Below are 19,710 nucleotides of genomic sequence, written 5' to 3'. Positions count from 1 at the left end.
GAGCATGAGACGCGGGAGAGATTCTCCCGCGCCGGTTACATCGACAGGTATTCGATCGCGGCGACGCTGCCCAGTCGGTCCGACAGTCGCTTGAGCAGCGCGAGGCGGTTGTTGCGCACGGCCGCGTCGTCGACGTTCACCATCACGCCGTCGAAGAACGCATCGACCTGCGGACGCAGGCGTGCGAGACGCCCCAGCGCGGTCACGTAATCGCGCGCTTCCAGCAACGGATCGGTATCGGCGATGGCGCTGTCGACGGCGTCGCCGAGCTCGCGCTCGGCGGCCTCGGTGAACTTGCCCGCGTCCACGTTCGAGGGCACGTCGCCTTCGACCTTCTTGAGGATGTTGCGGATGCGCTTGTTCGCGGCGGCGAGCGCCTCGGCTTCGGGCAGCTTGGCGAACTCGGCGATGGCGTTGAGGCGGTGGTCGAAGTCGGGCAGCGAGTCATGCACGACGTTCTCCACGGCATCGAACTGCACCGAGGCCACGCCGCGATCGGCGTAGTAACCGCGCAACCGGTCGTAGACGAACTGGGTGATGTCGAAGCTGCCGACCTCGGCGTGCTGCACCGGCTGCGCCGCGAGCGCGCGTTCGATCAGGTCGTGCAGCAGCAGGTCGTGGCCGCCTTCCAGCAGCGTACGCGCCAGGCCCAGCGCATTGCGACGCAGCGCGAAAGGATCCTTGTTGCCGGTCGGCTTCAGGCCCGCGGCGAAACCGCCGGCCAGCGTGTCCAGGCGTTCGGCGATCGCCAGCACCTGGCCGAGCTTCGACGGCGCGATGGCGTCGCCAGCGAAACGCGGCATGTAGCCTTCGTCGATGGCGTGGGCGATGTCGAGCGGTTCGTTCTCCACCGCCGCGTAGTAACGGCCGGCGATGCCCTGCAACTCGGGGAATTCGCCGACCAGGCGCGATTGCAGGTCGGCCTTCGACAGTTCCGCAGCGCGGCGCGCGGTGGCCGGATCGACACCGACCTGCGCCGCCACCGCTTCGGCCAGCGCGGCCACGCGCGCGACCTTGTCGGCGATGGTGCCGAGCTTGTCCTGGTACTTCACCGACTTCAGCCCGTCGTTCATCGACGCCAGGCCCTGCTTCATGTCCTCGACGAAGAAGAACTTCGCGTCGGCGAAGCGCGGGCGGATCACGCGCTCGTAGCCCTTGCGGACTTCGGCCTCGTCCTTGGACTCGATGTTGGCGATGCCGATGAAGTGCTCGCTCAACTTGCCGTCGGCATCGAGCACGGGGAAGAACTTCTGGTTCGCTTCCATCGTCGCGATCAGCGCTTCCTGCGGCACGGCCAGGAACTCGCGCTCGAAGCTGCATGCCACGGCCTTGGGCCATTCGGTGAGGCCGTTGACCTCTTCCAGGATGCCCGCGTCGATGCGCGCCTTACCGCCTGCGCTGCGTGCCGCGTCCGTCACTTCCAGCACGATGCGCTCGCGGCGTTCGTCCGGATCGACCAGCACCTTCGCACCGCGCAGCGATTCGACGTAGTCGGCGGGCGTGCTGAACCACACCGGCTTGTCGTGCATGAAGCGGTGGCCGCGGCTCATGCGATCGCTGCGCGCGCCGAACAGCTCGGCTGCCACGACATCCTTGCCCAGCAGCAGCACCAGCCAGTGCACAGGACGGGCGAAACCGTAGTCGTGATCGCCCCAGCGCATCGGCTTGGGAATCGGCATGGCGGCGACGGCTTCGCGCAGGATCTCCGGCAGCAGCGAAGCGGTGCTCGCGCCGGGCTTCACCGCGCGGTGGACGAAGCGCTCGCCCTTGTTGTCGGTGGTCTTCTCCAACTGCGTCCAGTCGATGCCGGCCTTCGCCGCGAAACCCTGCAGCGCCTTGGTCGGCTGGCCGTCGGCGTCGAGCGCGATGTTGAGGTAGGGGCCGAGCACTTCGGACTTCTGCTCCGGCTGCTCCAGCGCCACGCCCGGCAGGCGCACGGCGAGGCGGCGCGGCGTGTACAGCGGCTTGGCCTCAAAGCGGTCGAAGGCGATGCCGCGCTTGGCCAGGCCGTCGAGGACGCCGTCGAAGAACGCCTGCGCCAGCGCGGGCAGCGCCTTGACGGGGAGTTCTTCGGTGCCGAGTTCGATCAGGAGGGGGGACATCGTGGTCATCAAGGTTCTCGTCGTTCTCCCTCTCCCCTTGTGGGAGAGGAACTGGCGCGAAGCGCCAGGGAGAGGGGGTTGCCGCTGCGGGTGAGGAGCCAGCCCCCTCTCCCTCGCCGCTGCGCGGCGTGTCCCTCTCCCACAAGGGGAGAGGGGAAAAGCATCACGCGGCGGATGCCGCCTTCTTCAATACGGGAAACCCCATCTTCTCGCGCTGCGCGTAGTACGCCTCGGCCACGCCCTGGGCGATGCGGCGCACGCGCAGGATGTAGCGCTGGCGTTCGGTCACGCTGATCGCGCGGCGGGCGTCGAGCAGGTTGAAGCTGTGGCTGGCCTTGCAGACCTGGTCGTAGGCCGGCAGCGGCAGGCCGAGTTCGATCAGCTTCAGCGCTTCCTTCTCGCAGGCGTCGAAGCGGTGGAACAGCTCGGCGACATCGGCGTATTCGAAGTTGTAGGCGCTCTGCTCGACTTCGTTCTGGTGGTAGACGTCGCCATAGGTGACCGGCGTGCCATCGGGGCCGTACGTCCAGATCAGGTCGTACACGTTGTCGACGTTCTGCAGGTACATGCACAGGCGTTCGAGACCGTAGGTGATCTCGCCCAGCACCGGCCTGCATTCCAGGCCGCCGGCCTGCTGGAAGTAGGTGAACTGCGTGACTTCCATGCCGTTGAGCCAGACCTCCCAGCCCAGGCCCCAGGCGCCGAGCGTCGGCGATTCCCAGTTGTCCTCGACCAGGCGCAGGTCGTGCACCAGCGGGTCCACGCCCAGCGCCTTGAGCGAGTCGAAGTACAGCTCGACGATGTTGTCGGGGCTGGGCTTCATCGCCACCTGGTACTGGTAGTAGCGCTGCAGGCGGTTGGGGTTCTCGCCGTAGCGGCCATCGGTGGGACGGCGGCAGGGCTGGACGTAGGCGGCGTTCCACGGCTCCGGGCCGAGCGCGCGCAGGAAGGTGGCCGGATGGAAGGTGCCGGCGCCGACCTCCAGGTCGAGCGGCTGGATCAGCGTGCAGCCCCGCTCCGCCCAGAAGGCGTTGAGGCGCTGGATCAGTTCCTGGAAGGTAGGTGCGGCCATGGGTCTCGGTGGGGGTCCCGCAAAGCGCGTTAGTATAGCCACGGGCCTTGATGCCGCTGGGTTTTCGCGCGTTTGCGCAGCCGGCGACTCTGTCCCGCATGACCTTCCACGCAGGCCGTTGCCGGCATGGGAAGGCCGATCCGTCCGCAGCCTGCCGTCCTTGCCGTGAATCACCGTCATCCCCGGCCCTTCCTGATCCTCGAGACCGGCCAACCGGTCGCCTCGATGCGCCGCCACCGCGGCTTTCCGCACTGGATCCGCGTCGCCGCCGGCCTGGATGCCGACGAGGCGATCGTGGTGAACGTGGAAGCCGGCGATGACCTGCCGGCGCGCGAAGGCTTCGCCGGCGCGATCATCACCGGCTCGGCCGCGATGGTCACCGAGCGCCGCGACTGGAGCGAACGCAGCGCGCACTGGCTGCGCGAAGCGGCGCAGGCGGGCATGCCGCTGTTCGGCATCTGCTACGGCCATCAGCTCCTTGCGCATGCGCTGGGCGGCGAAGTCGGCCCGAACCCGACCGGCCGCGAGATGGGCACCATCGGCCTGGAACTGCACCCGCACGCCGACGAAGACCCGCTGTTCAAGGGCCTGCCGGCGCAGTTCGCCGCGCAGGCCACGCACCTGCAGACGGTGCTGCGCGCGCCGCAGGGCGCGACCGTGCTGGCGCGTTCGAGCCAGGACGACTGTCATGCCTTCCGCTGGGGCGAGCGCGCCTGGGGCGTGCAGTTCCATCCCGAATTCAGCGCCACGCACATGCGCGGCTACGTCCACGCGCGGCGCGAGGCGCTGCACGGGGAAGGCCGCTGCGCCAAGTCGCTCGCGCGCGAGGTGAGCGCCACGCCGCACGCGCGGGTGGTGCTGCGCCGCTTCGTCCGCCACGCGCGCGGCCTGCACGGGCACTGATCGCCTCGACACCCTCGCTTCCCGCGTGCGATACCCTCCCCGCACGCGTCATTCCCCCCTCAAAGCCCATTCCATGACCACTCACGCAACCGGCCCGCTCTCCGGCCTGTCCTGGCTCAAGCGCGGCATCAACCTGGGCCGCCACAACGCCCGCGCCGTGTTCGGTGCGGCCGCGATCATGATGTTCGTCGCGCTGCTGCCCAGCATCGTGCAGCTCACGGTGCTGTCGGTGCTCAAGCCCGACGCCAACGGCGCGATGGTCGTCGCGGCGATCTCCACCGTGCTGTCCATCGTGATCCTCTCGCCGGTGATCGGCGGCTACCTGCGCCTGATCGACGCCACCGAGCACGGCCGCCCCGCGGTCGCCGCCGATGTGTTCGCGCCGTTCCGCCAGGGCGGCGACGCCGGCCGGCTGATCGGCTTCGGCCTGCTGATGACGCTGTCCTACGTGGTGATCGCGATGGTGCTGATCGGCCTGTTCGGCGATGGCCTGTTCGACTGGTACGTGAAGGTGCTGAACCTGCAGCAGGCGGCCGGCGGCAAGGTCGATCCGGCGCAGATGCCCGACATGCCCGAAGGCACCGGCGGTCTGCTGGGCCTGGGCTCGATCCTGTTCCTGTTCCTGTCGGGCGTTTACGCGATCGGCTTCGGCCAGGTCGCGCTGGGCCGCCGGCCCATCGCCGGCGCGATGGCCGACGGCGTGGTCGGCACGGCCAAGAATCTGCTGCCGATCCTGCTGCTGGCGATCGTGGTGGTGCTGGCTTCGATCCCGATCGGCATGGTGCTGTTGCTGGTGCTGGGCGTGATCGCGCTGATCGGCAACCTGATCCACCCGGCGCTGACGATGGCGCTGGTGCTGCCGCTGTACCTGGCGATGATGGTGGTGCTGTACGTGGTGATGTTCGGCGTCATGTACTACCTGTGGCGCGACATCTGCGGCCAGGAAACGTCGCAGGACAGCGGTCCGGCCGCGCCGCCCGGTCCGTCCAACCAGCACACCGTCGAGCTGTAAGCCCGCTCAGCCCAGCGCGCGTTCGACCGCCGCCTGCGCCAATGCGGCCAGGCGGCCGAAGAGCAGCAGCGTGAGCAGCGCGGCGGCGATCGCCTGCACAAGAATCCAGCCGCGCACCCATGCCGGCAGCGGCTGCGCCGTCGAGCGCACCACGCGCGTGCTGCTGAGGCGGTCGTGCAGGGCCAGGTGCTCCGGCCCGATCGCCGCCAGCGCATGACCGAGGTTGAGCGTCAGCCAGGACAGCAGCCCCGCGATCTGACGCCCCACCGTGCGCACGAATCCCGGCCGCGTCCCGTCACGCGGGACCACGCGCAACCCGAGCGCCCGCTTGCCCGGGCTGCCCTGCCAGCGCGAACGCTCGCCGACGACGTGCAGCACCAGCATCAGGGCGGTGAAGGCGAGCACGGGCACGCACAGCGTGCGCAGCAGCGCCGCTTCCAGCGCGGCGATGCCCTGGCGCAGCGTGTCGTTGCCGAGTGCGGCGGCGAGATCGAGCGGCGATCCGCCCGCCTCGATCTGCTGGCCGAGCATGCCGTAGAAGCGATCCAGCATGTCGACGAAGCGCTGCTCCAGCGCCTGCGCATCGCGCGTCAATCGACCCCACAGGAACGGTGCGAGCACCGCGGCCACCAGCGCCGCATCCAGCGACCAGGCCGCGTAGCGCGGCCAGAAGCGGGCCGGGGCACTCACGCGCCGGGCGTCTGTCCGGCTTCGGGGCGCGGCTTGAGCCAGCGCGAGGCGACGATGCCCAGCTCGTAGAGGATGCACATCGGGATCGCCAGCATCAGCTGCGAGACCACGTCCGGCGGCGTGATCACCGCCGCGATCACGAACACGCCCACGATCGCGTAGCCGCGCGATTCGCGCAGCTGCTCCGGCGTGACCCAGCCCAGCAGCACCAGGATCACCAGCGCCACCGGCAGCTCGAAGCTCGCGCCGAAGGCCAGGAAGATCACCAGCACGAAGTCCAGGTACTTGCCGATGTCGGGCGTCATCGCCACCACGTCCGGCGTGAACCGGGCGAGGAAGCCGAACACCGACGGCAGCACCAGGAAGAAGGCGAACGCGCAGCCGATGTAGAACAACGCCACCGCCGAGACCAGCAACGGCATCGCCAGGCGCTTCTCGCGGTGGTACAGGCCCGGCGCGACGAAGGCCCAGGCCTGGTAGAGCAGCCACGGCATCGCGATCAGCAGCGCGGCGAAGAACGCCAGCTTCACCGGCACGAAGAAGCCGCCGGCCGGATCCACCGCGACCAGCTGGCCGTTGTCCGGCAGCGACGCCAGCAGCGGCTGGGCGAGGATGGCGTAGATGTCGGCCGCGAACGGCAGCAGAGCCACGAACACGATCATCAGCCCGGCCACCGCACGCAGCAGGCGCGCGCGCAGTTCGATCAGGTGGTCGATCAGGCGCGTTTCACTGCCGCCGTCGGTGTCGGAGTGGGCGGGTTCGGAGTCGTGGCTCATCGGCGCTGCGCCCCGTCATCGGCGGCGGACGGGGCGGGGCGGACCGGCACGGGCTCGGAGTCGGTTTCCACCGGAAGCGGTCGGATTTCGTGCAACGCCGTGTCGACCGGAGCCGGTTCGGGCGGCTGCAGCGCCGGATCGGTGGCGGAGGCCAGCGGGCGTTCCTCGATTTCGACGGGCTCGGCCGGTGCGGTATCGCGCACGTCGCGATCGAGCGCGTCCAGCTCGCGCTGCAGGTCTTCCTGCTCGCGCTTGATGCGGTTGCGCGCCTCGTCGATGCCGGCGTTGAGTTCCTGCTGGGCCTCGCGCAGCGAGTCCTGCGTCTCGCGCAGGCTGCGCTTGAGTTCCTCGGCCGCCAGCTCGTTCTCCAGCTCGGACTTCACCGAATACCACTGCGCGCGCGCGCGCCGCACCCACAGGCCGGCGAAGCGCGCGGCCTTGGGCAGGCGCTCGGGGCCCAGCACGAGCAGGGCCACGATCGCGATGACGAAGATCTCGGAAAACCCGATGTCGAACATGGCCGAGGACGCAGTGGACGCCGCACCGCGTCAGCGCGGGGTGCGGTCGTCCTGCTTGCTGGTTTCGCTGGACTTGGTCTCGTCGCGACGCTCATCGCGCAGCTGCGCCGAGGGCTTGTCCTCGTCCTCGTCGCGCATGCCCTTCTTGAAGCCCTTCACGGCCTCGCCGAGGTCCTTGCCGACGTTGCCCAGGCGCTTGGTGCCGAACACCAGCACCACGATCACCAGCACGATCAGCCAGTGCCAAAGACTCAAACCGCCCATGAGGAATGTCCGCCAGAAATGGATGTTCAGGATACCGCAGCGCCATGGCAGGCGCTGTCATGGTCGTGCATGCGCAGCGTCAGGAGCGTGACGGGCGCACGCCCATTACGGCAGCGGCTCGGCCTGAACCGGGCTTTCCACGGTCTCGAACGCCGAAGGCTGTTTCGTCGCGGGCTGCGCCGGGGCCATCGGGGTCGTGGAGGCGGCACCGGAAGGTGCGCGGTTTTCGGTGGTCTTGGGGGCCGGGCGCGGCGCGGAGGTGCGGGCGCGTTCATCGGCGTCCGCGTTGGTGCGCGCGGTGCGGGCGATGTTGCTGGCCTCTTCCAGGCGGTCGCGGAAATCGACGACGGCCGTGGACGGCTGCCCATTGGCGCGGCCTTCGAAGATCATGCGCGGCGTGGTGTCCTGGCCGTAGACCGACTCATTGGCGGTATCGTCGATCGACAGCACGGCGCCATCCAGCGCGATGCCGGCGAACAGGCCGCGCGCGCGCGACCACGACCAGATCTCGGCCTTGAGCTGGCCGTCGGTCGCGGTGCTGGCATTGCGGCCCACGGGACCTGCGGCCACGCCGGCGTCCGCGCCGAGGGTCACCTTGCCGTTGACGATGGAATCCAGCCCGCGGTCGCTGCGGAACACCAGCACGATGTCGGCCGACTGCACGCCGGCCTGGAAGCCGATGCTGCCGCCGGTGAGTTTCACGAAGCTCGGGTTCGACCAGGTGCCGTCGGGGTTCTTCACCGAGAGCAGGCCGTGGCCGCGACGACCGCCAAGCACCAGGCCGATCTTCAGCGCATCGGGCACAACCACGATCCCGCGCGCTTCGTCGAGCAGCTTGTCGGGAATGCCGGACTCCGGAATCTGCTGGATGTCGGTCAGCACCCGCACGGCCTGACGCGCGCGCTCGTCTTCCTGTGGGCCGGCGACCGCGGCGGTGGCGACACTGAGGGCAAGCGACAGGACAAGCAGGCGCGGCAGGCGGGACATGGCGGACTCCAGTGAAGACTCGACGAGTGAAGCAGCGAGGGATGTTCGAGTGTTCGACCGCCGGCAAGGCAGTCGGTTCAGGCTAGTGATACAGCAATGAATCCTCACCGAACCGACGCGCACGTCAAGCGCCGGAAGTGCGTTCTGCTCGCCTATGCTGATCAGCCCGGCGTGCCGATCGTGTCGATTCGCGCCGCGGTGGCGGTGTGACGAAGGCCGTTCGCCGCACGATCCCGCGCAGGATGTGATGCGCGCAGGCGAGCGCTGCTGTCATCCTATGCGCATGCCCGCCCACGCCAGCAGCGACGCCGCACCCGACGGCGCCATCCCCGTTCCGACCGGCCAGGCGCCGGACACCGCGCTCATTCTGGTCAACCTCGGCACGCCCGACGCGCCGACGCCCGGGGCCGTGCGCCGGTATCTGGGCGAGTTCCTGAGCGATCGCCGCGTGGTCGGCCTGCCGCGCTGGCTGTGGCTGCCGCTGCTGCACCTGGCGGTGCTGCCGCTGCGCTCGAAGGTCGTGTCGGAGAAATACGCCAGCATCTGGATGCGCGGCGAAGACGGCGGCTCCCCGCTGGCGGTGTACACGCGGCGCCTGGCCTGGGCCGTGCAGAACGAATGGCCGCAGGTTCGCGTGATCGACGCCATGCGCTACGGCTCGCCCTCGCTGGCCGCGCGCCTGCGCCAGCTGCGCGAGGCCGGCGTGCGACGCGCGCTGGTGCTGCCGCTGTATCCGCAGTACTCGACGACGACGACGGCCTCGGTGGGCGACGTGCTCGCGCGCGAGACGCAGCTGCCCACGCGCATGATCCAGGATTATCACGTCGATGCGGGCTGGCTCGCCGCCATGGCCGATTCCATCGCCGCCCATCGCCAGCAGCACGGCGCCGGCGACCATCTCCTTTTCTCTTTCCACGGACTGCCGCAGCGGCTGGTCGATGCCGGCGATCCGTACGCACGCCAGTGCGAAGCGGGTGCGCGCGCGATCGCGCAGCGCCTGGGCCTCGCCGACGATGCGTGGACGCTGAGCTACCAGTCGCGCTTCGGCCGCGACCGATGGCTGGAGCCGAGCACCCAAGCCACGTTGCACGCGCTGGCCGCGCGCGGCGTGCGCCAGGTGGACGTGGTCGCGCCGGGCTTCGCCGTGGATTGCATCGAAACACTGGAAGAAGTGGCGATGATGCTGGCCGAAGACTTCGCCGCGCACGGCGGCACGCTGCGCTACATCCCCTGCCTCAACGACACGCGCCCGCACGCACAGGCCCTGGCCGACATCGCCCGCGCGGAACTGGAACGGTGGACCTGATGCGCGCGCGCGAATTGCAGGAGTTCGGCGTCGACACGCCGTTGGGCTGCATCCGTGGCCTGCGCGGCGTCCTTCGTCGCGACGGCGATGCGCGCGACGACCTGCCGCGCGTGATCGCGCTGCACGGCTGGCTCGACAACGCCGCCAGCTTCGTGCCCTTGGCGCAGCACCTGCACGGCATCGAACTCGTCGCGCCCGACCTTCCGGGCCACGGTGCCAGCGCGCATCTGGCGCCGGGCGCGGACTATTCCTTCGCCGGCGCGGTGAATTCGGTGCTCGACATCGCCGATGCGCTGGGCTGGGAGCGATTCAACCTGCTGGGCCATTCGATGGGTGCGGGCATCTCCAGCCTCGTCGCCGCGGCATGCCCGCAACGCGTGGAACGGCTGGTGGCGATCGAAGCACTCGGCGCGCTGGCCGAAGTGCCCGAGCGCACCGTCGTGCGCCTGCGCGATGCCATCGCCGAGACGCGCGCGCTGCGCGGCAAGTCGCTGCGCGTGTTTCCCGACCTCGCCATCGCGGCGCGCGCGCGCATGGCGGCCGGTGCGCAGGTTGGCAGTCGCCTGCAACTGGACGCGGCGCGCCTGCTGGTCGAGCGCGGCGTGGTTCCGGTGGAAGGCGGCTTCAGGTGGTCGAGCGACCCCCGCCTGACATTGCCGACGATGCAACGCATGACCGAGCCGCAGATCCGCGATCTCGTCGCCGGCATCGAATGCCCCACGCGCGTGATCTTCGCCGACCCCGCCCAGCCCTACCTGCCCGAACCGCTGCGCCGCGAACGCGCCGGCCTGCTGCCGCGCGGCGAACTCGTCGTCATCGAGGGCGGCCACCACCTGCACATGGAGCAGCCGGAGCGGGTGGCGGAGGTGATCGGGGATTTCTTCGTCACTGCGATCTGAAGCCCCTCTCCCGAGGGGAGAGGGGTTGGGGTGAGGGGCGGCGGAGTGATGGCGCTCCCGCTGGAATGGCAGGACGCGTTGGAACGTTGGACAACGTGGCGGCCTGGGTCCCGGCCTTCGCCGGGATGACGGGAACCTCCGCGTGGTGCGAGGTCCCGCCTGATGAAACCTACGCCGCTTTCCCGCACAACGCCCGCAGCGTCGCCTTCAATCGCCGGCCTTCGGAATGGAAGTAATCGCGTTCCTCGCGCCACAGCGGGCAACGCGCTTCGACCTCGCGCCAGAACGAACGCGAATGGTCGGCGCGGATCAGATGGCAAAGCTCGTGTACGAGCACGTATTCGAACGCGCTCGGCCGGGCCAGCACCAGCGACAGGTCCAGCGCCATCGAGCCGTCGGGCGCGAGCGAGCCCCACTGCGACGACATGATCTTGAACGTCACGCGTCGCGGCGCGCGCGGCAGCGACGGCAGGTAGCGCGGCATCCAACGGCCGACGTCGGCGCGGGCCTGCGCTTCGTAGAAGTCGCGAACGGCACGGCGCAGCGCGGTGTCGCCGGCGCGCGCGGGGTGCGTGAAGACGAGTGCGTCGTCGCCGTCGCCGGCGCGATCCAGTCGCGTGAAGCGCCCCGCCTGCCAGTGCACGTCGTGCAGCGCGCCGCGCAAGGGAAGCTGCGTCGTGATGCCCGGTTCCAGCGACGGAACATCGTCGAGGGTGAAGCGCTCCAGCTGCGCGGCGAGCCAGTCGACGTGCTGCGCGACGAAACGGTCGGCGGTGGCGAGGCTGGCGCGCATCGGCACCGTCAGGCGCGCGCCGCGCTCATCGACCGAGAGCTTCATGCGCCGTGCGCGCGGATCGCGCACGCGTTGCAAAGGGACGCTGCGTCCATCCGGCAACTCCACTTCCAGCGTCTCGCGCTCGAGCGTGCGCGGCGCGGGGGCGAACAGGCGGGCGAGGGGGCGCAGCGGAGACGGCATGGGACGATCTTAGCGGCGCTGCATGACGATGTGCTGCATCGCCGACGCAGCTCGCATCAAAAGATCGACAGAGTGGATGCCGCTGCGCCGTCTCGCGCCGAACCCGTCTGCGAAGCGTGGCGCCGGGCGTCCCGGCGCCGGATGCATCAGGCGTCCGCCTTCGACAGCTTCAGCGCGCCTTCCAGCACCGTGAACAGGCGGCGGAACTCGCCGGCCATCAGGATGAAGCGCGCGTCGAGCTCGGCACGCAGGTCGTCGCGCTCGGTCGATTCCAGCTCGTCCACCGCGCCGTCGAGCAGCTTGAACTTGCGCACGATCAGATCCTCGCCGAGCACGAAGGAAACGTGATCGTCCAGATTCAGCGCCAGGCGCGTGACCTGCTTGCCCGATTCCAGGTGCTTGGCGATCTCGTCGCTCTGCAGCTCCATGCGCTGCACCTTCACCACGGCGCCCTGGTCGATGGGATCGCGCAGTTCGCACTCGTCACCCAGCGACAGGCCTTCCGGCAGCGGTTCGCCGGCGACCCATCCGGTCAGCACCGAACGCGGCGCGACTTCGGCATTGAGCGGCAGCGCGGGGAAGCTGCCCAGCGCGCGGCGGATCTCGCTGACGACGTTTTCGCCGGACTTGCGGCTGGAGGTATCCACCGCGACCACGCCCAGGCCCATGTCGATAAGCGCATCGGTGCGGCTGGGCTTCACGAACGCGCGCGGCAGCAGGTCGGTGATGAGTTCGTCCTTGATGCGCTTGCGCGTCTTGCCGCCGGGCTTGCGGCCTTCCTTCGCCTCGATTTCCGACAGCTTCTTGTTGAGCATGTCGTTGACGACCGAGCCCGGCAGGATCTTGTCTTCGCCGCCCACGGCGAGCCAGGTCGCGTCGCTGCGGTTGTGCAGCATCTCCTCGGAACCCCGTCCGAAGGGCGAGATGAAGCCGCGGCTGGACAGTTCCAGCGGGCCGACCGGCTTGAGCTGGCATTCGCCCAGGCCGCTTTCCAGATCGTCGAACTTGGTGGTGGTGGGGAAGCGGAACAGCGTCAGGTTGCGGAAGAACATTCAGGAGGCCGGGAATAGGGAATGGAGAATCGGGAATCGGGAATCGAAACGGCGTGAGGCAGGGGCGGAGGCTTGGCTTCTACGATTCCCCATTCTCCATTGCCGATTCCCGCGGATCACCCGCCAGCCACGCATGCGCATCGGGCAGCGGCGCGTCGCCGTGGCGGCCGAGCGCGAGGAAGTCGAACAGCTTCGGATCGCTCAACTGCGAGGGGCGGATGTCGCCCAGCGCACGCGCGATGGTCTCGATGCGTCCGGGGGTCTCGCGTTCCCAGGCGTCCATCATCTTCTTCACCTGCTTGCGCTGCAGGTTTTCCTGCGAGCCGCACAGGTTGCAGGGGATGATCGGGAAGCCCTTGGCGTCGGCGTAGGCGCTGATGTCGTCCTCGCGCACATAGGCCAGCGGGCGGATGACGACGTGCTTGCCGTCGTCGCTGAGCAGTTTGGGCGGCATGCCCGAGAGCTTGGCGTGGAAGAACAGGTTGAGGAAGAACGTCGCCACCATGTCGTCGCGGTGGTGGCCGAGCGCGATCTTGGTGAAGCCGTTCTCCTGCGCGTAGGTGTAGAGCGCGCCGCGTCGCATGCGCGAGCACAGCGAACACATCGTCTTGCCTTCCGGCACCACGCGCGTGACGACGGAGTATGTGTCCTGTTCGATGACGTGGTACGCCACGCCGATCGATTCCAGGTACTGCGGCAGCACGTGCTCGGGGAAATCGGGCTGCTTCTGGTCCAGGTTCACCGCGACCAGTTCGAACTTCACCGGCGCCTTCTGCTGGAGCTGCAGGAGGATGTCCAGCATGGTGTAGCTGTCCTTGCCGCCGGACAGGCACACCATGACTTTGTCGCCGTCCTCGATCATGCCGAAGTCGGCGATGGCGCGGCCGACCTGGTGGCGCAGGCGCTTGGCGAGCTTGTGGTTCTCATGCACGCGGCGCTGCGGGGCGCGCAGGTGCGGCTGGGGTTCCAGCAATGGCAGGACGGTGCTCATGGACCGGCCATTCTACCGGCCGGGGCGCGGTGACGCTGGTGCCGGCGCCGCGTTAAGCTTCGACCATGATCGAAAGTGACGATCCCGCCTTGCTCGCACGCCAGCTGGCCGAATTGCGGCTCGAACACCGCGACCTGGATTCGGCCATCGACCGGCTCGTCCAGGCGCCGGAAGCGGATGAGCTCACGATCAAGCGCCTGAAGAAGCGCAGGCTCTGGCTCAAGGACTGCATCGCGCGGCTGGAAAGCGCGCTGATTCCCGACGAGCCGGCCTGAGGGCCGACCCGTCGTCGAACGTCAGCGACTCGCGCCGGCTTCGCCCGCGCCGCCGTCCTCTTTCTCCTCCGACTCCGGCAGCCAGGAGTAACGGAACGCGAGGTTCACGTTGTCGCCGGCACGCGTGAGGCGGTACACGCCGATCGGCTCGGCCTGCACGCGACGCTCGCCCGTGGCGGGCGCGACCTGAGGGTTCTTCGGCATCTCCGTCACGCGCGCCGGCAGTTCGCCGCGGAACAGGTTGCCCAGCAGCCCGCGCATTTCGGTGGCGTTGGAGGCGATGGCGGTGTGCAGTCGCGCGCAGCCTTCGGCCGTCCAGATCCTGCTGCGCTGCACGGCCTCGTCGATCGGCGTCCAGGCCGGTGCCGCCGCCGCACGCAGCTTGCGCTTGTGCTCCTGCACCAGCGGCGCGACCTTGCCGCGGGCGACGCGGTCGCCGCCGTTGGCCTTCACGATCAACTCGTTCACGTTCAGCGCTTCGTAGCGCGCGTTCTCCTCGGCGATGGCGGCGTCGATGTCCGCCTGCGTCTTGGGGGCGATCTCCACTCGGTCCGACACGACGACGAGGTCGTCGGTCCAGGCCGGGTTCTTGCGCCAGTTCTTCGGTGATCCGGGCAACTGCTCGGCGTAGGCCGACGCGCTGACGCTGGTCACGATCGCCGAGAAATCCGAGCTCATGCTGTAGCTCGTACTGAGCACGTAGCGCGGCTGTTCCTTGTCCACGATCTTGTCCATCGACTGCTTCGGCGCCAGCGTGTGCGCCGTGATCGTGGTGGCCTTGCCCCAAGCGGTGTCGCGCACCGCATCGGCCACCGTCGTGCTCAACGCCGCGCCCTGGTCGAGGTTGCACCCGCCGCCGCGAAGGATCGCGTCCGCCGGTTCGATCTGGTTCTTCGCCGCGGCCTGCATCGAGGCGTTGATCAGGACGCCGGCGATCAGCCCACCGGCCACGCCTGCGGCTGCGGCCTGTCCGGCGCTCATGCCGGGCGGCACGTTGTAGAACATCGGGTTGTACAGCGTCGGATCGCCGGACACGCTGTAGTACTGGTACGGGACCTGGCTCTTCAGCGTTGTGTTGAGCAGCACCACGTGCACGGGCGTAGCCGCCAGCACGGCCGACTGCGCCGGATCGTGGCCGACCGGATCGGCCGCGAACACCGGCATGGAAAGCGCGCACAGAATCACCGCCGCCATCGGGCGGCGCTTGCATTGCATCATCGATGGTTCCCCTGGTTGGCCGGCATTCCCCTCCGGCCAACCGAGTATAGGGCGGTGCGCCGATCAGTCGGCGGCCGGCGGCTCGGCAGGCGTCGCGGGCTTGGCGCTCTCGGGACTGATCTTCTCGATGGTGTGGCGCAGCTCGCGGCCGAGGATGAACTTGGCGTCCTTCGCCCAGGTGTCCAGTCGGCTGTCGAAGGCGAGCTTGCTGTTCTCGTCCGGCCACACCAGTTTCATCTCGCGCAGCTTCTGGATGAAGCCGCGGAACAGCGTCTTGTCGAAGAACTCCGGCGCGGCCGGCGCGTAGAGCAGCGACAGGCGCTGCGCGGCGAGCTGGCACAGGCCTTCCAGTTCCGACGCGGTGAGCGTGCCGGGGCCGTTCTTCACCAGCACCGAAATGGCGATGTAGTAGCGCTCGAATGCCTGCTGCAGCGAATGGCCGATCGCGCGCAGGCGGAAGACCTCGTCGGTCTGGCCGGCGTTGCGGGCCAGGATGCCGCCTTCGTCGTCGCTGATGCGTTCCAGCAGGCCTTCACGAATGAACACCTCGACCGTGCGGTTGAGGCGGTCGGCGAAGGCTTCTTCCGTCCAGGGCAGGAACAGCTCGGCCTGCAGGAACGGGTACACGCTGCGGCCCAGGCGCTGCACGCCGTTGAGGCTCATGCGGCGGTTGTTCTGGAAGCAGCAGGCGATCCACGAGGCCGCCGTGAACAGATGCAGCACGTTGTTGCGGAAGTAGCTCAGCAGCACCGCGTTGTCGCCGCTCACGCCGAGCACGTCGCCCAGCGGATGGGCGATGCGGCTGAGCACGTTGATCTCCTCGCCGTGGGCGATGATTTCTTCCGGCGCGTGCGGGGTCACGGTGACGCGGTCGGAATACGGCAGCTCGGCCAGCAGCGTCTTGCTGAGCGCGATCTGCGCGCGCAGGTCGGCCTCGCCCATGGCGTGCTTCGGCGTGGAAAGCAGCGCGATGGCGAGCAGGTTGATCGGATTGACGTCGGCGGCGCGGTTGACGTTGACCTGGATGCGCTGCGCGAGCGCGTCGACGGTGTCCGACAGCCAGACCGGCTTCTCTTCCTCGCCGACGGGCGTGCCGTCCCAGTCCGGCGCGTGCTCGTGGAGCACGTCGTTGAGGCGGATCGGTTCGCCGAAGTTCACCACCACCTGGCCGTAGTTGCTGCGCAGCACCTTGGGGATGCCCATCAGCAGCTGCCAGATGGATTCCTTCTCCTTGGGCTTGCCGGTCAGCTCGTCGAGGTAGCTGGTGCCTTCCATCAGCTTCTCGTAGCCGATGTAGACCGGCTGGAACAGCACCGGGCGCGTGGGCTGGCGCAGGAAGGCGCGCAGCGTCATCGCCACCATGCCGCCCTTGGGCGGCAGCAGGCGGCCCGTGCGCGAGCGCCCGCCTTCGACGAAGTACTCGATGGAATGGCCACCGGCGACGAGCTGCGCGACGTACTCGCTCAGCACCGCCGAATACAGCGCGCTGCCGCGGATGCTGCGGCGGATGAAGAACGCGCCGCCCTTGCGCAGCAGCGTGCCGACCACCGGCAGGTTCAGGTTGATGCCGGCCACGATGTGCGGCGGCACGATGCCCTTGGTGTAGAGCAGGTAGCTCAGCAGCAGGTAATCCATGTGGCTGCGGTGGCAGGGCACATAGACCACTTCGTGGCCCGGCGCGTCGTCCTTGAGCTTGTCCAGGTGATGCACCAGCACGCCGCGGTAGATGCGGTTCCACACCGGCGTCAGCAGGAAGCTGGCCGAGCGCACGACCGGGTGCGAATAGTCGGCGGCGATTTCGTAGGCGAAACCGTGCGCCTTCTTCCAGGCGTCGGCCAGCGAACTCTTGTCGCGAGCGGCCTGGTCGGCGATGGCTTCCTTCACGCTCGGCGCGGCCAGCACCTGGTCCACCAGGAGGCGGCGCGTCGACAGGTCAGGCCCGATCACCGCCGCGCGGATGCGGCGGAAGTGCGTGCGCAACACGCGCGAGAGCTTGCGCACCGTGCGTTCGGCCGGCAGGCCTTCGTCGACGATCGAGCGCAGGCTCACCGGCGGGGCGAAACGCACCAGCGTGTCGCGGCCGTTGAGCGCGATGGCGAGCAGCCGGCGGAAGCGGCCCACCAGGGTCCAGTTTTCGGAGAACAGCACCGAGAACCAGCCGCTGTTCTTGTCCGGCGCGCGGCCGACGAAGATCGACACCGGCACCAGCTGCACGTCCAGCGACGGGTCGGCGCGGTGGGCGTCGAGCAGGTGCGCGAGCGAGCCGGAATGCGTCTTCGGCGAGGCCGGCGACGTGCCCAGCGACTGCTGCAGCTGGGCCAGCGTGTTGACGTTGCGGCGAGACAGGGCCAGGTAGGCGCGCTTGCGCTTGAGCGGGTCGCCCGGCAGCGGTTGCAGCGGCGAGGGCAGGCCGGCTTCGCGGCAGGCACGCTCCAGGATCAGCGCGTTGCTGAGGCCGTAGTCCTCCAGCACGTAGCAGACCGGGCGGCCGCTCCATTCCTCCGGGATCTCGGCCGTCGGGTTGCGCGGCTCGATGGTGATCTGCACCCACGGCGCCATGATCCGGCCGAGCAGCTTGGCCCACCACGGGCGCCGCGGGCCGCTGCGTCGCGGCCCCCGCATCGGCTCGCGCGCCTGCGGCGCAGGGGCGATCGGCAGCTGCGCCTGGGCCGGATCGGCGTCGGGCGTCTCGGGCATCGGCTCGTGCGCGGCCGTCCCGTCGAACGCTCGGGCGGGCGTGGAATCGGCGGCCGTCGCGTCCTTGTCGGCGTCCGGGAAAGGCAGGGGTGTCTGTTTCGGCATCGCGGGCATTATGCCTTCGCGGCTTCGGCCGCGTTCAGCGCGCCACGGGGGCGTCCGGTGCGCTGGCGGGCGAGTCGGACTCGGGGGCCGTGCGCGCCGCTTCGGCTTCGGCGTGGCGCAGTGCATCGGTCAGGTACCAGCGGCCGTCGTGGCGCTCCACCGCCAGTTCGGCCTCGATCAGCTGGCCGGCCAGCGTGTACTGCAGGCGGATGCGGGCATGGTCGCCGTTCTGTTCGATCAGGCCGGTGCGGGCGGTGGCCAGGTCGGCGTTGAGGTCCAGTCCATAGGCCAGCAGCACCCGCTTCACGCGGCCGAAGAACGGCCCCATCCGCTCCAGGCTGCGCTGCATGCCCAGCTCGCGGAAACGCGCCGGCCCGCCGGCCAGCCCGGTCTGGCGGGCGCCGGCGACCAGTTGCGGGAGCGTCTGGCGCGCACGTTGCAGGTCACCCAGCGGGGCTTTCTGCGCCCAGCCGCTGATGGCCCCGACGATCTGGACGTAGTGGGCGCGCTCCTGCGCGCTGTAGTCCCCTTCCCGCCGCAGGTACTGGGTGGCGAACAACCCCAGCGTGGCCGCAGCGGAGCGGAGCTCGGCGCTCGCGCCGGAAAATTGACGCTGGTAGACCGTCAGCAGCTGCTTCTCGGCGCCGGGGGCGGCGAGGGCGTCGATGAAGGCCGGCAGGCGGTCATCCAGGGGAAGATCGGTGAGCGGCCAGCGCGTGCGGCCCTCGTTCCAGGCCTGGTCGAGCCGGGCGTGCAGCGCGGGCGGGACGGCGTGGCGCGAATAGCTCACCAGGTCGTCGTGGCGAAGATCGCGGATCAGCTGTTCGACCGCCTGGGCGGGCTGCGTCGGCGTGGGTTCGAAGGCCGGCGCGGGCGCGCGCTGGCAGCCACCGCCCGCCGTCAGGGCGGCAAGCAGCGTCAGCGCGGCGATGGCGCGGGCGATCGATGTCATCGGGTGCGGCTCTCCCCAAGTCGCTGTCGGCATCTTGGCGATGGGGGCGGGACCGGGCAAGCCAAGGCGGTCCCGGAATTGCGAACCCGCCGGTTTATCGGCATCCCGTCACATTTCTTTAGGTCAAAAAGTGACGTGGACGGGCGGAATCCGCAATCAGAGGCGGAAAGTGTGATCGGAATCTCGTTCAGTTTTACCGGAATCGGTCCCTTCACGCATCCATAACGGCTCCAAAACGGTTTTGAGACGGTTGGCACAGATTCTGCTTTCTAAGCCCTGAACCGGCAATTTCGCCGGGGCATAGCGTCCCGCCACGGCGGACCACACTCCAGGGTTTATTTATGAAGAAGCTCCTCCTCGTTGCGGCCGCCCTTGGCCTGGCCCCGATGTCCGCCATGGCCGTCGACGGCACCATCAGCATCACCGGTGAGGTCAAGGCCTCGACCTGTCTGATCAACACCCCGGCTGGCGGCAACATCGCCGTCGTGCTGCCGCAGGTGTCCACCACCGCGCTTCCGGCGCTGGGCGCCACCGCCGGCAACAAGCTGTTCACCATCTCCCTGACCGGTTGCGGTTCGCTGACCAAGGCGACCACGTACTTCGAGCAGGGCGCCAACATCGACACCACCACCGGCTACCTGAAGAACACGATCACCTCGGGCGGTGCGGGCAACGTGCTGGTGCGTCTGGTCAACGATGACCTGACCACCGAGATCAAGCTCAACCAGGGCGCGGGCGCGCAGGCGTCGAAGACCTTCGACATCGCCGCCGGCAAGGCCACGCTGAACTACTACGCGCAGTACTACGCCACCGCCCAGGCCACCCCGGGTCAGGTGAGCACCTCCGTGCAGTACACGATGCAGTACCAGTAAGTGCATCACGCGGGCGCAGCCAAGCGGCGGCGCCCGCGCTCTT

Annotated in this window: 19 protein-coding genes; 6 read left to right on the top strand and 13 right to left on the bottom strand. The window is 68.9% G+C overall.

Annotation, left to right across the window (positions count from 1 at the left end):
• Positions 1 to 35 precede the first annotated feature (35 nt).
• Both glyS and glyQ read right to left on the bottom strand, forming a co-directional pair.
• Positions 36 to 2,111 (bottom strand): glycine--tRNA ligase subunit beta, encoded by a 2,076-nt coding sequence (gene glyS / locus AAFF32_RS02965; protein WP_216965125.1) that lies wholly within the window; start codon positions 2,109 to 2,111, stop codon positions 36 to 38.
• 154 nt (positions 2,112 to 2,265) lie between these two features.
• Positions 2,266 to 3,174, bottom strand: coding sequence for a glycine--tRNA ligase subunit alpha (gene glyQ / locus AAFF32_RS02960; RefSeq protein ID WP_216965127.1), 909 nt, complete (start codon positions 3,172 to 3,174; stop codon positions 2,266 to 2,268).
• Between the two features lie 126 nt (positions 3,175 to 3,300).
• On the opposite strand from glyQ, the gene AAFF32_RS02955 reads away from it, so the two are divergent.
• Both AAFF32_RS02955 and AAFF32_RS02950 read left to right on the top strand, forming a co-directional pair.
• The gene (locus tag AAFF32_RS02955; protein WP_216965129.1) at positions 3,301 to 4,077 is read left to right on the top strand and encodes a glutamine amidotransferase; all 777 of its coding nucleotides are present in this window, start codon (positions 3,301 to 3,303) and stop codon (positions 4,075 to 4,077) included.
• A 73-nt stretch (positions 4,078 to 4,150) separates the two neighbouring features.
• Entirely contained in the window at positions 4,151 to 5,089 is a 939-nt protein-coding gene (locus AAFF32_RS02950) for a hypothetical protein (RefSeq protein WP_342316451.1), read from the top strand.
• Between the two features lie 6 nt (positions 5,090 to 5,095).
• Here AAFF32_RS02950 and AAFF32_RS02945 read toward each other — a convergent pair whose 3' ends face one another.
• From AAFF32_RS02945 to AAFF32_RS02925, 5 genes are all read right to left on the bottom strand, one after another.
• The gene (locus tag AAFF32_RS02945; RefSeq protein ID WP_342316450.1) at positions 5,096 to 5,779 is read right to left on the bottom strand and encodes an RDD family protein; all 684 of its coding nucleotides are present in this window, start codon (positions 5,777 to 5,779) and stop codon (positions 5,096 to 5,098) included.
• A complete protein-coding gene (gene tatC, locus AAFF32_RS02940; RefSeq protein WP_216965135.1) occupies positions 5,776 to 6,555 on the bottom strand; it encodes a twin-arginine translocase subunit TatC in 780 nt (259 codons plus the stop codon). The genes AAFF32_RS02945 and tatC overlap by 4 nt, the downstream gene beginning before the upstream one ends.
• Positions 6,552 to 7,073: a Sec-independent protein translocase protein TatB gene (gene tatB / locus AAFF32_RS02935; protein ID WP_216965137.1), complete on the bottom strand. Its 522-nt coding sequence runs from the start codon at positions 7,071 to 7,073 to the stop codon at positions 6,552 to 6,554. The genes tatC and tatB overlap by 4 nt, the downstream gene beginning before the upstream one ends.
• Positions 7,074 to 7,103: 30 nt before the next feature.
• A complete protein-coding gene (gene tatA, locus AAFF32_RS02930; protein ID WP_216965138.1) occupies positions 7,104 to 7,337 on the bottom strand; it encodes a Sec-independent protein translocase subunit TatA in 234 nt (77 codons plus the stop codon).
• Between the two features lie 105 nt (positions 7,338 to 7,442).
• On the bottom strand, positions 7,443 to 8,324 hold the full coding sequence (locus tag AAFF32_RS02925) for a lipid-binding SYLF domain-containing protein (protein ID WP_216965140.1): 882 nt from the start codon (positions 8,322 to 8,324) through the stop codon (positions 7,443 to 7,445).
• Positions 8,325 to 8,607: 283 nt separating this feature from the next.
• Here AAFF32_RS02925 and hemH point away from each other — a divergent pair, with 283 nt between their 5' ends.
• Both hemH and AAFF32_RS02915 read left to right on the top strand, forming a co-directional pair.
• Complete coding sequence (gene hemH / locus AAFF32_RS02920) at positions 8,608 to 9,630, top strand: ferrochelatase (RefSeq protein ID WP_342316448.1); 1,023 nt, start codon at positions 8,608 to 8,610, stop codon at positions 9,628 to 9,630.
• Positions 9,630 to 10,529 (top strand): alpha/beta hydrolase, encoded by a 900-nt coding sequence (locus AAFF32_RS02915; protein ID WP_342317206.1) that lies wholly within the window; start codon positions 9,630 to 9,632, stop codon positions 10,527 to 10,529. The genes hemH and AAFF32_RS02915 overlap by 1 nt, the downstream gene beginning before the upstream one ends.
• Positions 10,530 to 10,698: 169 nt before the next feature.
• Here AAFF32_RS02915 and AAFF32_RS02910 read toward each other — a convergent pair whose 3' ends face one another.
• The 3 genes from AAFF32_RS02910 to ttcA all read right to left on the bottom strand — a co-directional run bounded on the left by AAFF32_RS02910 (position 10,699) and on the right by ttcA (position 13,548).
• The gene (locus tag AAFF32_RS02910) at positions 10,699 to 11,505 is read right to left on the bottom strand and encodes a SprT family zinc-dependent metalloprotease (RefSeq protein WP_342316447.1); all 807 of its coding nucleotides are present in this window, start codon (positions 11,503 to 11,505) and stop codon (positions 10,699 to 10,701) included.
• A 146-nt stretch (positions 11,506 to 11,651) separates the two neighbouring features.
• A complete protein-coding gene (locus AAFF32_RS02905) occupies positions 11,652 to 12,557 on the bottom strand; it encodes a recombination-associated protein RdgC (RefSeq protein ID WP_216965146.1) in 906 nt (301 codons plus the stop codon).
• 79 nt (positions 12,558 to 12,636) lie between these two features.
• Positions 12,637 to 13,548, bottom strand: a complete 912-nt coding sequence (ttcA, locus tag AAFF32_RS02900) for a tRNA 2-thiocytidine(32) synthetase TtcA (RefSeq protein ID WP_216965148.1) — start codon at positions 13,546 to 13,548, stop codon at positions 12,637 to 12,639.
• A 65-nt stretch (positions 13,549 to 13,613) separates the two neighbouring features.
• Here ttcA and AAFF32_RS02895 point away from each other — a divergent pair, with 65 nt between their 5' ends.
• Entirely contained in the window at positions 13,614 to 13,823 is a 210-nt protein-coding gene (locus AAFF32_RS02895) for a YdcH family protein (RefSeq protein ID WP_216965150.1), read from the top strand.
• 21 nt (positions 13,824 to 13,844) lie between these two features.
• Here AAFF32_RS02895 and AAFF32_RS02890 read toward each other — a convergent pair whose 3' ends face one another.
• The 3 genes from AAFF32_RS02890 to AAFF32_RS02880 all read right to left on the bottom strand — a co-directional run bounded on the left by AAFF32_RS02890 (position 13,845) and on the right by AAFF32_RS02880 (position 18,795).
• A complete protein-coding gene (locus AAFF32_RS02890; RefSeq protein WP_342316446.1) occupies positions 13,845 to 15,038 on the bottom strand; it encodes a hypothetical protein in 1,194 nt (397 codons plus the stop codon).
• A gap of 66 nt (positions 15,039 to 15,104) precedes the next feature.
• Positions 15,105 to 17,852 carry a glycerol-3-phosphate 1-O-acyltransferase PlsB gene (gene plsB, locus AAFF32_RS02885; RefSeq protein ID WP_342316445.1) on the bottom strand — a complete coding sequence of 916 codons (2,748 nt, stop codon included), beginning with the start codon at positions 17,850 to 17,852 and terminating at the stop codon, positions 15,105 to 15,107.
• A gap of 25 nt (positions 17,853 to 17,877) precedes the next feature.
• Positions 17,878 to 18,795 carry a hypothetical protein gene (locus AAFF32_RS02880; RefSeq protein WP_342316444.1) on the bottom strand — a complete coding sequence of 306 codons (918 nt, stop codon included), beginning with the start codon at positions 18,793 to 18,795 and terminating at the stop codon, positions 17,878 to 17,880.
• Positions 18,796 to 19,136: 341 nt separating this feature from the next.
• Here AAFF32_RS02880 and AAFF32_RS02875 point away from each other — a divergent pair, with 341 nt between their 5' ends.
• Complete coding sequence (locus AAFF32_RS02875; protein ID WP_342316443.1) at positions 19,137 to 19,667, top strand: fimbrial protein; 531 nt, start codon at positions 19,137 to 19,139, stop codon at positions 19,665 to 19,667.
• Positions 19,668 to 19,710: the final 43 nt, after the last annotated feature.

The organism is Lysobacter sp. FW306-1B-D06B (assembly GCF_038446665.1).
In the GTDB taxonomy this organism is placed as follows: domain Bacteria; phylum Pseudomonadota; class Gammaproteobacteria; order Xanthomonadales; family Xanthomonadaceae; genus Lysobacter_J.
The sequence above is the reverse complement of the archived record's forward strand: the minus strand, read 5'-3'. Positions and strand labels throughout refer to the sequence as shown.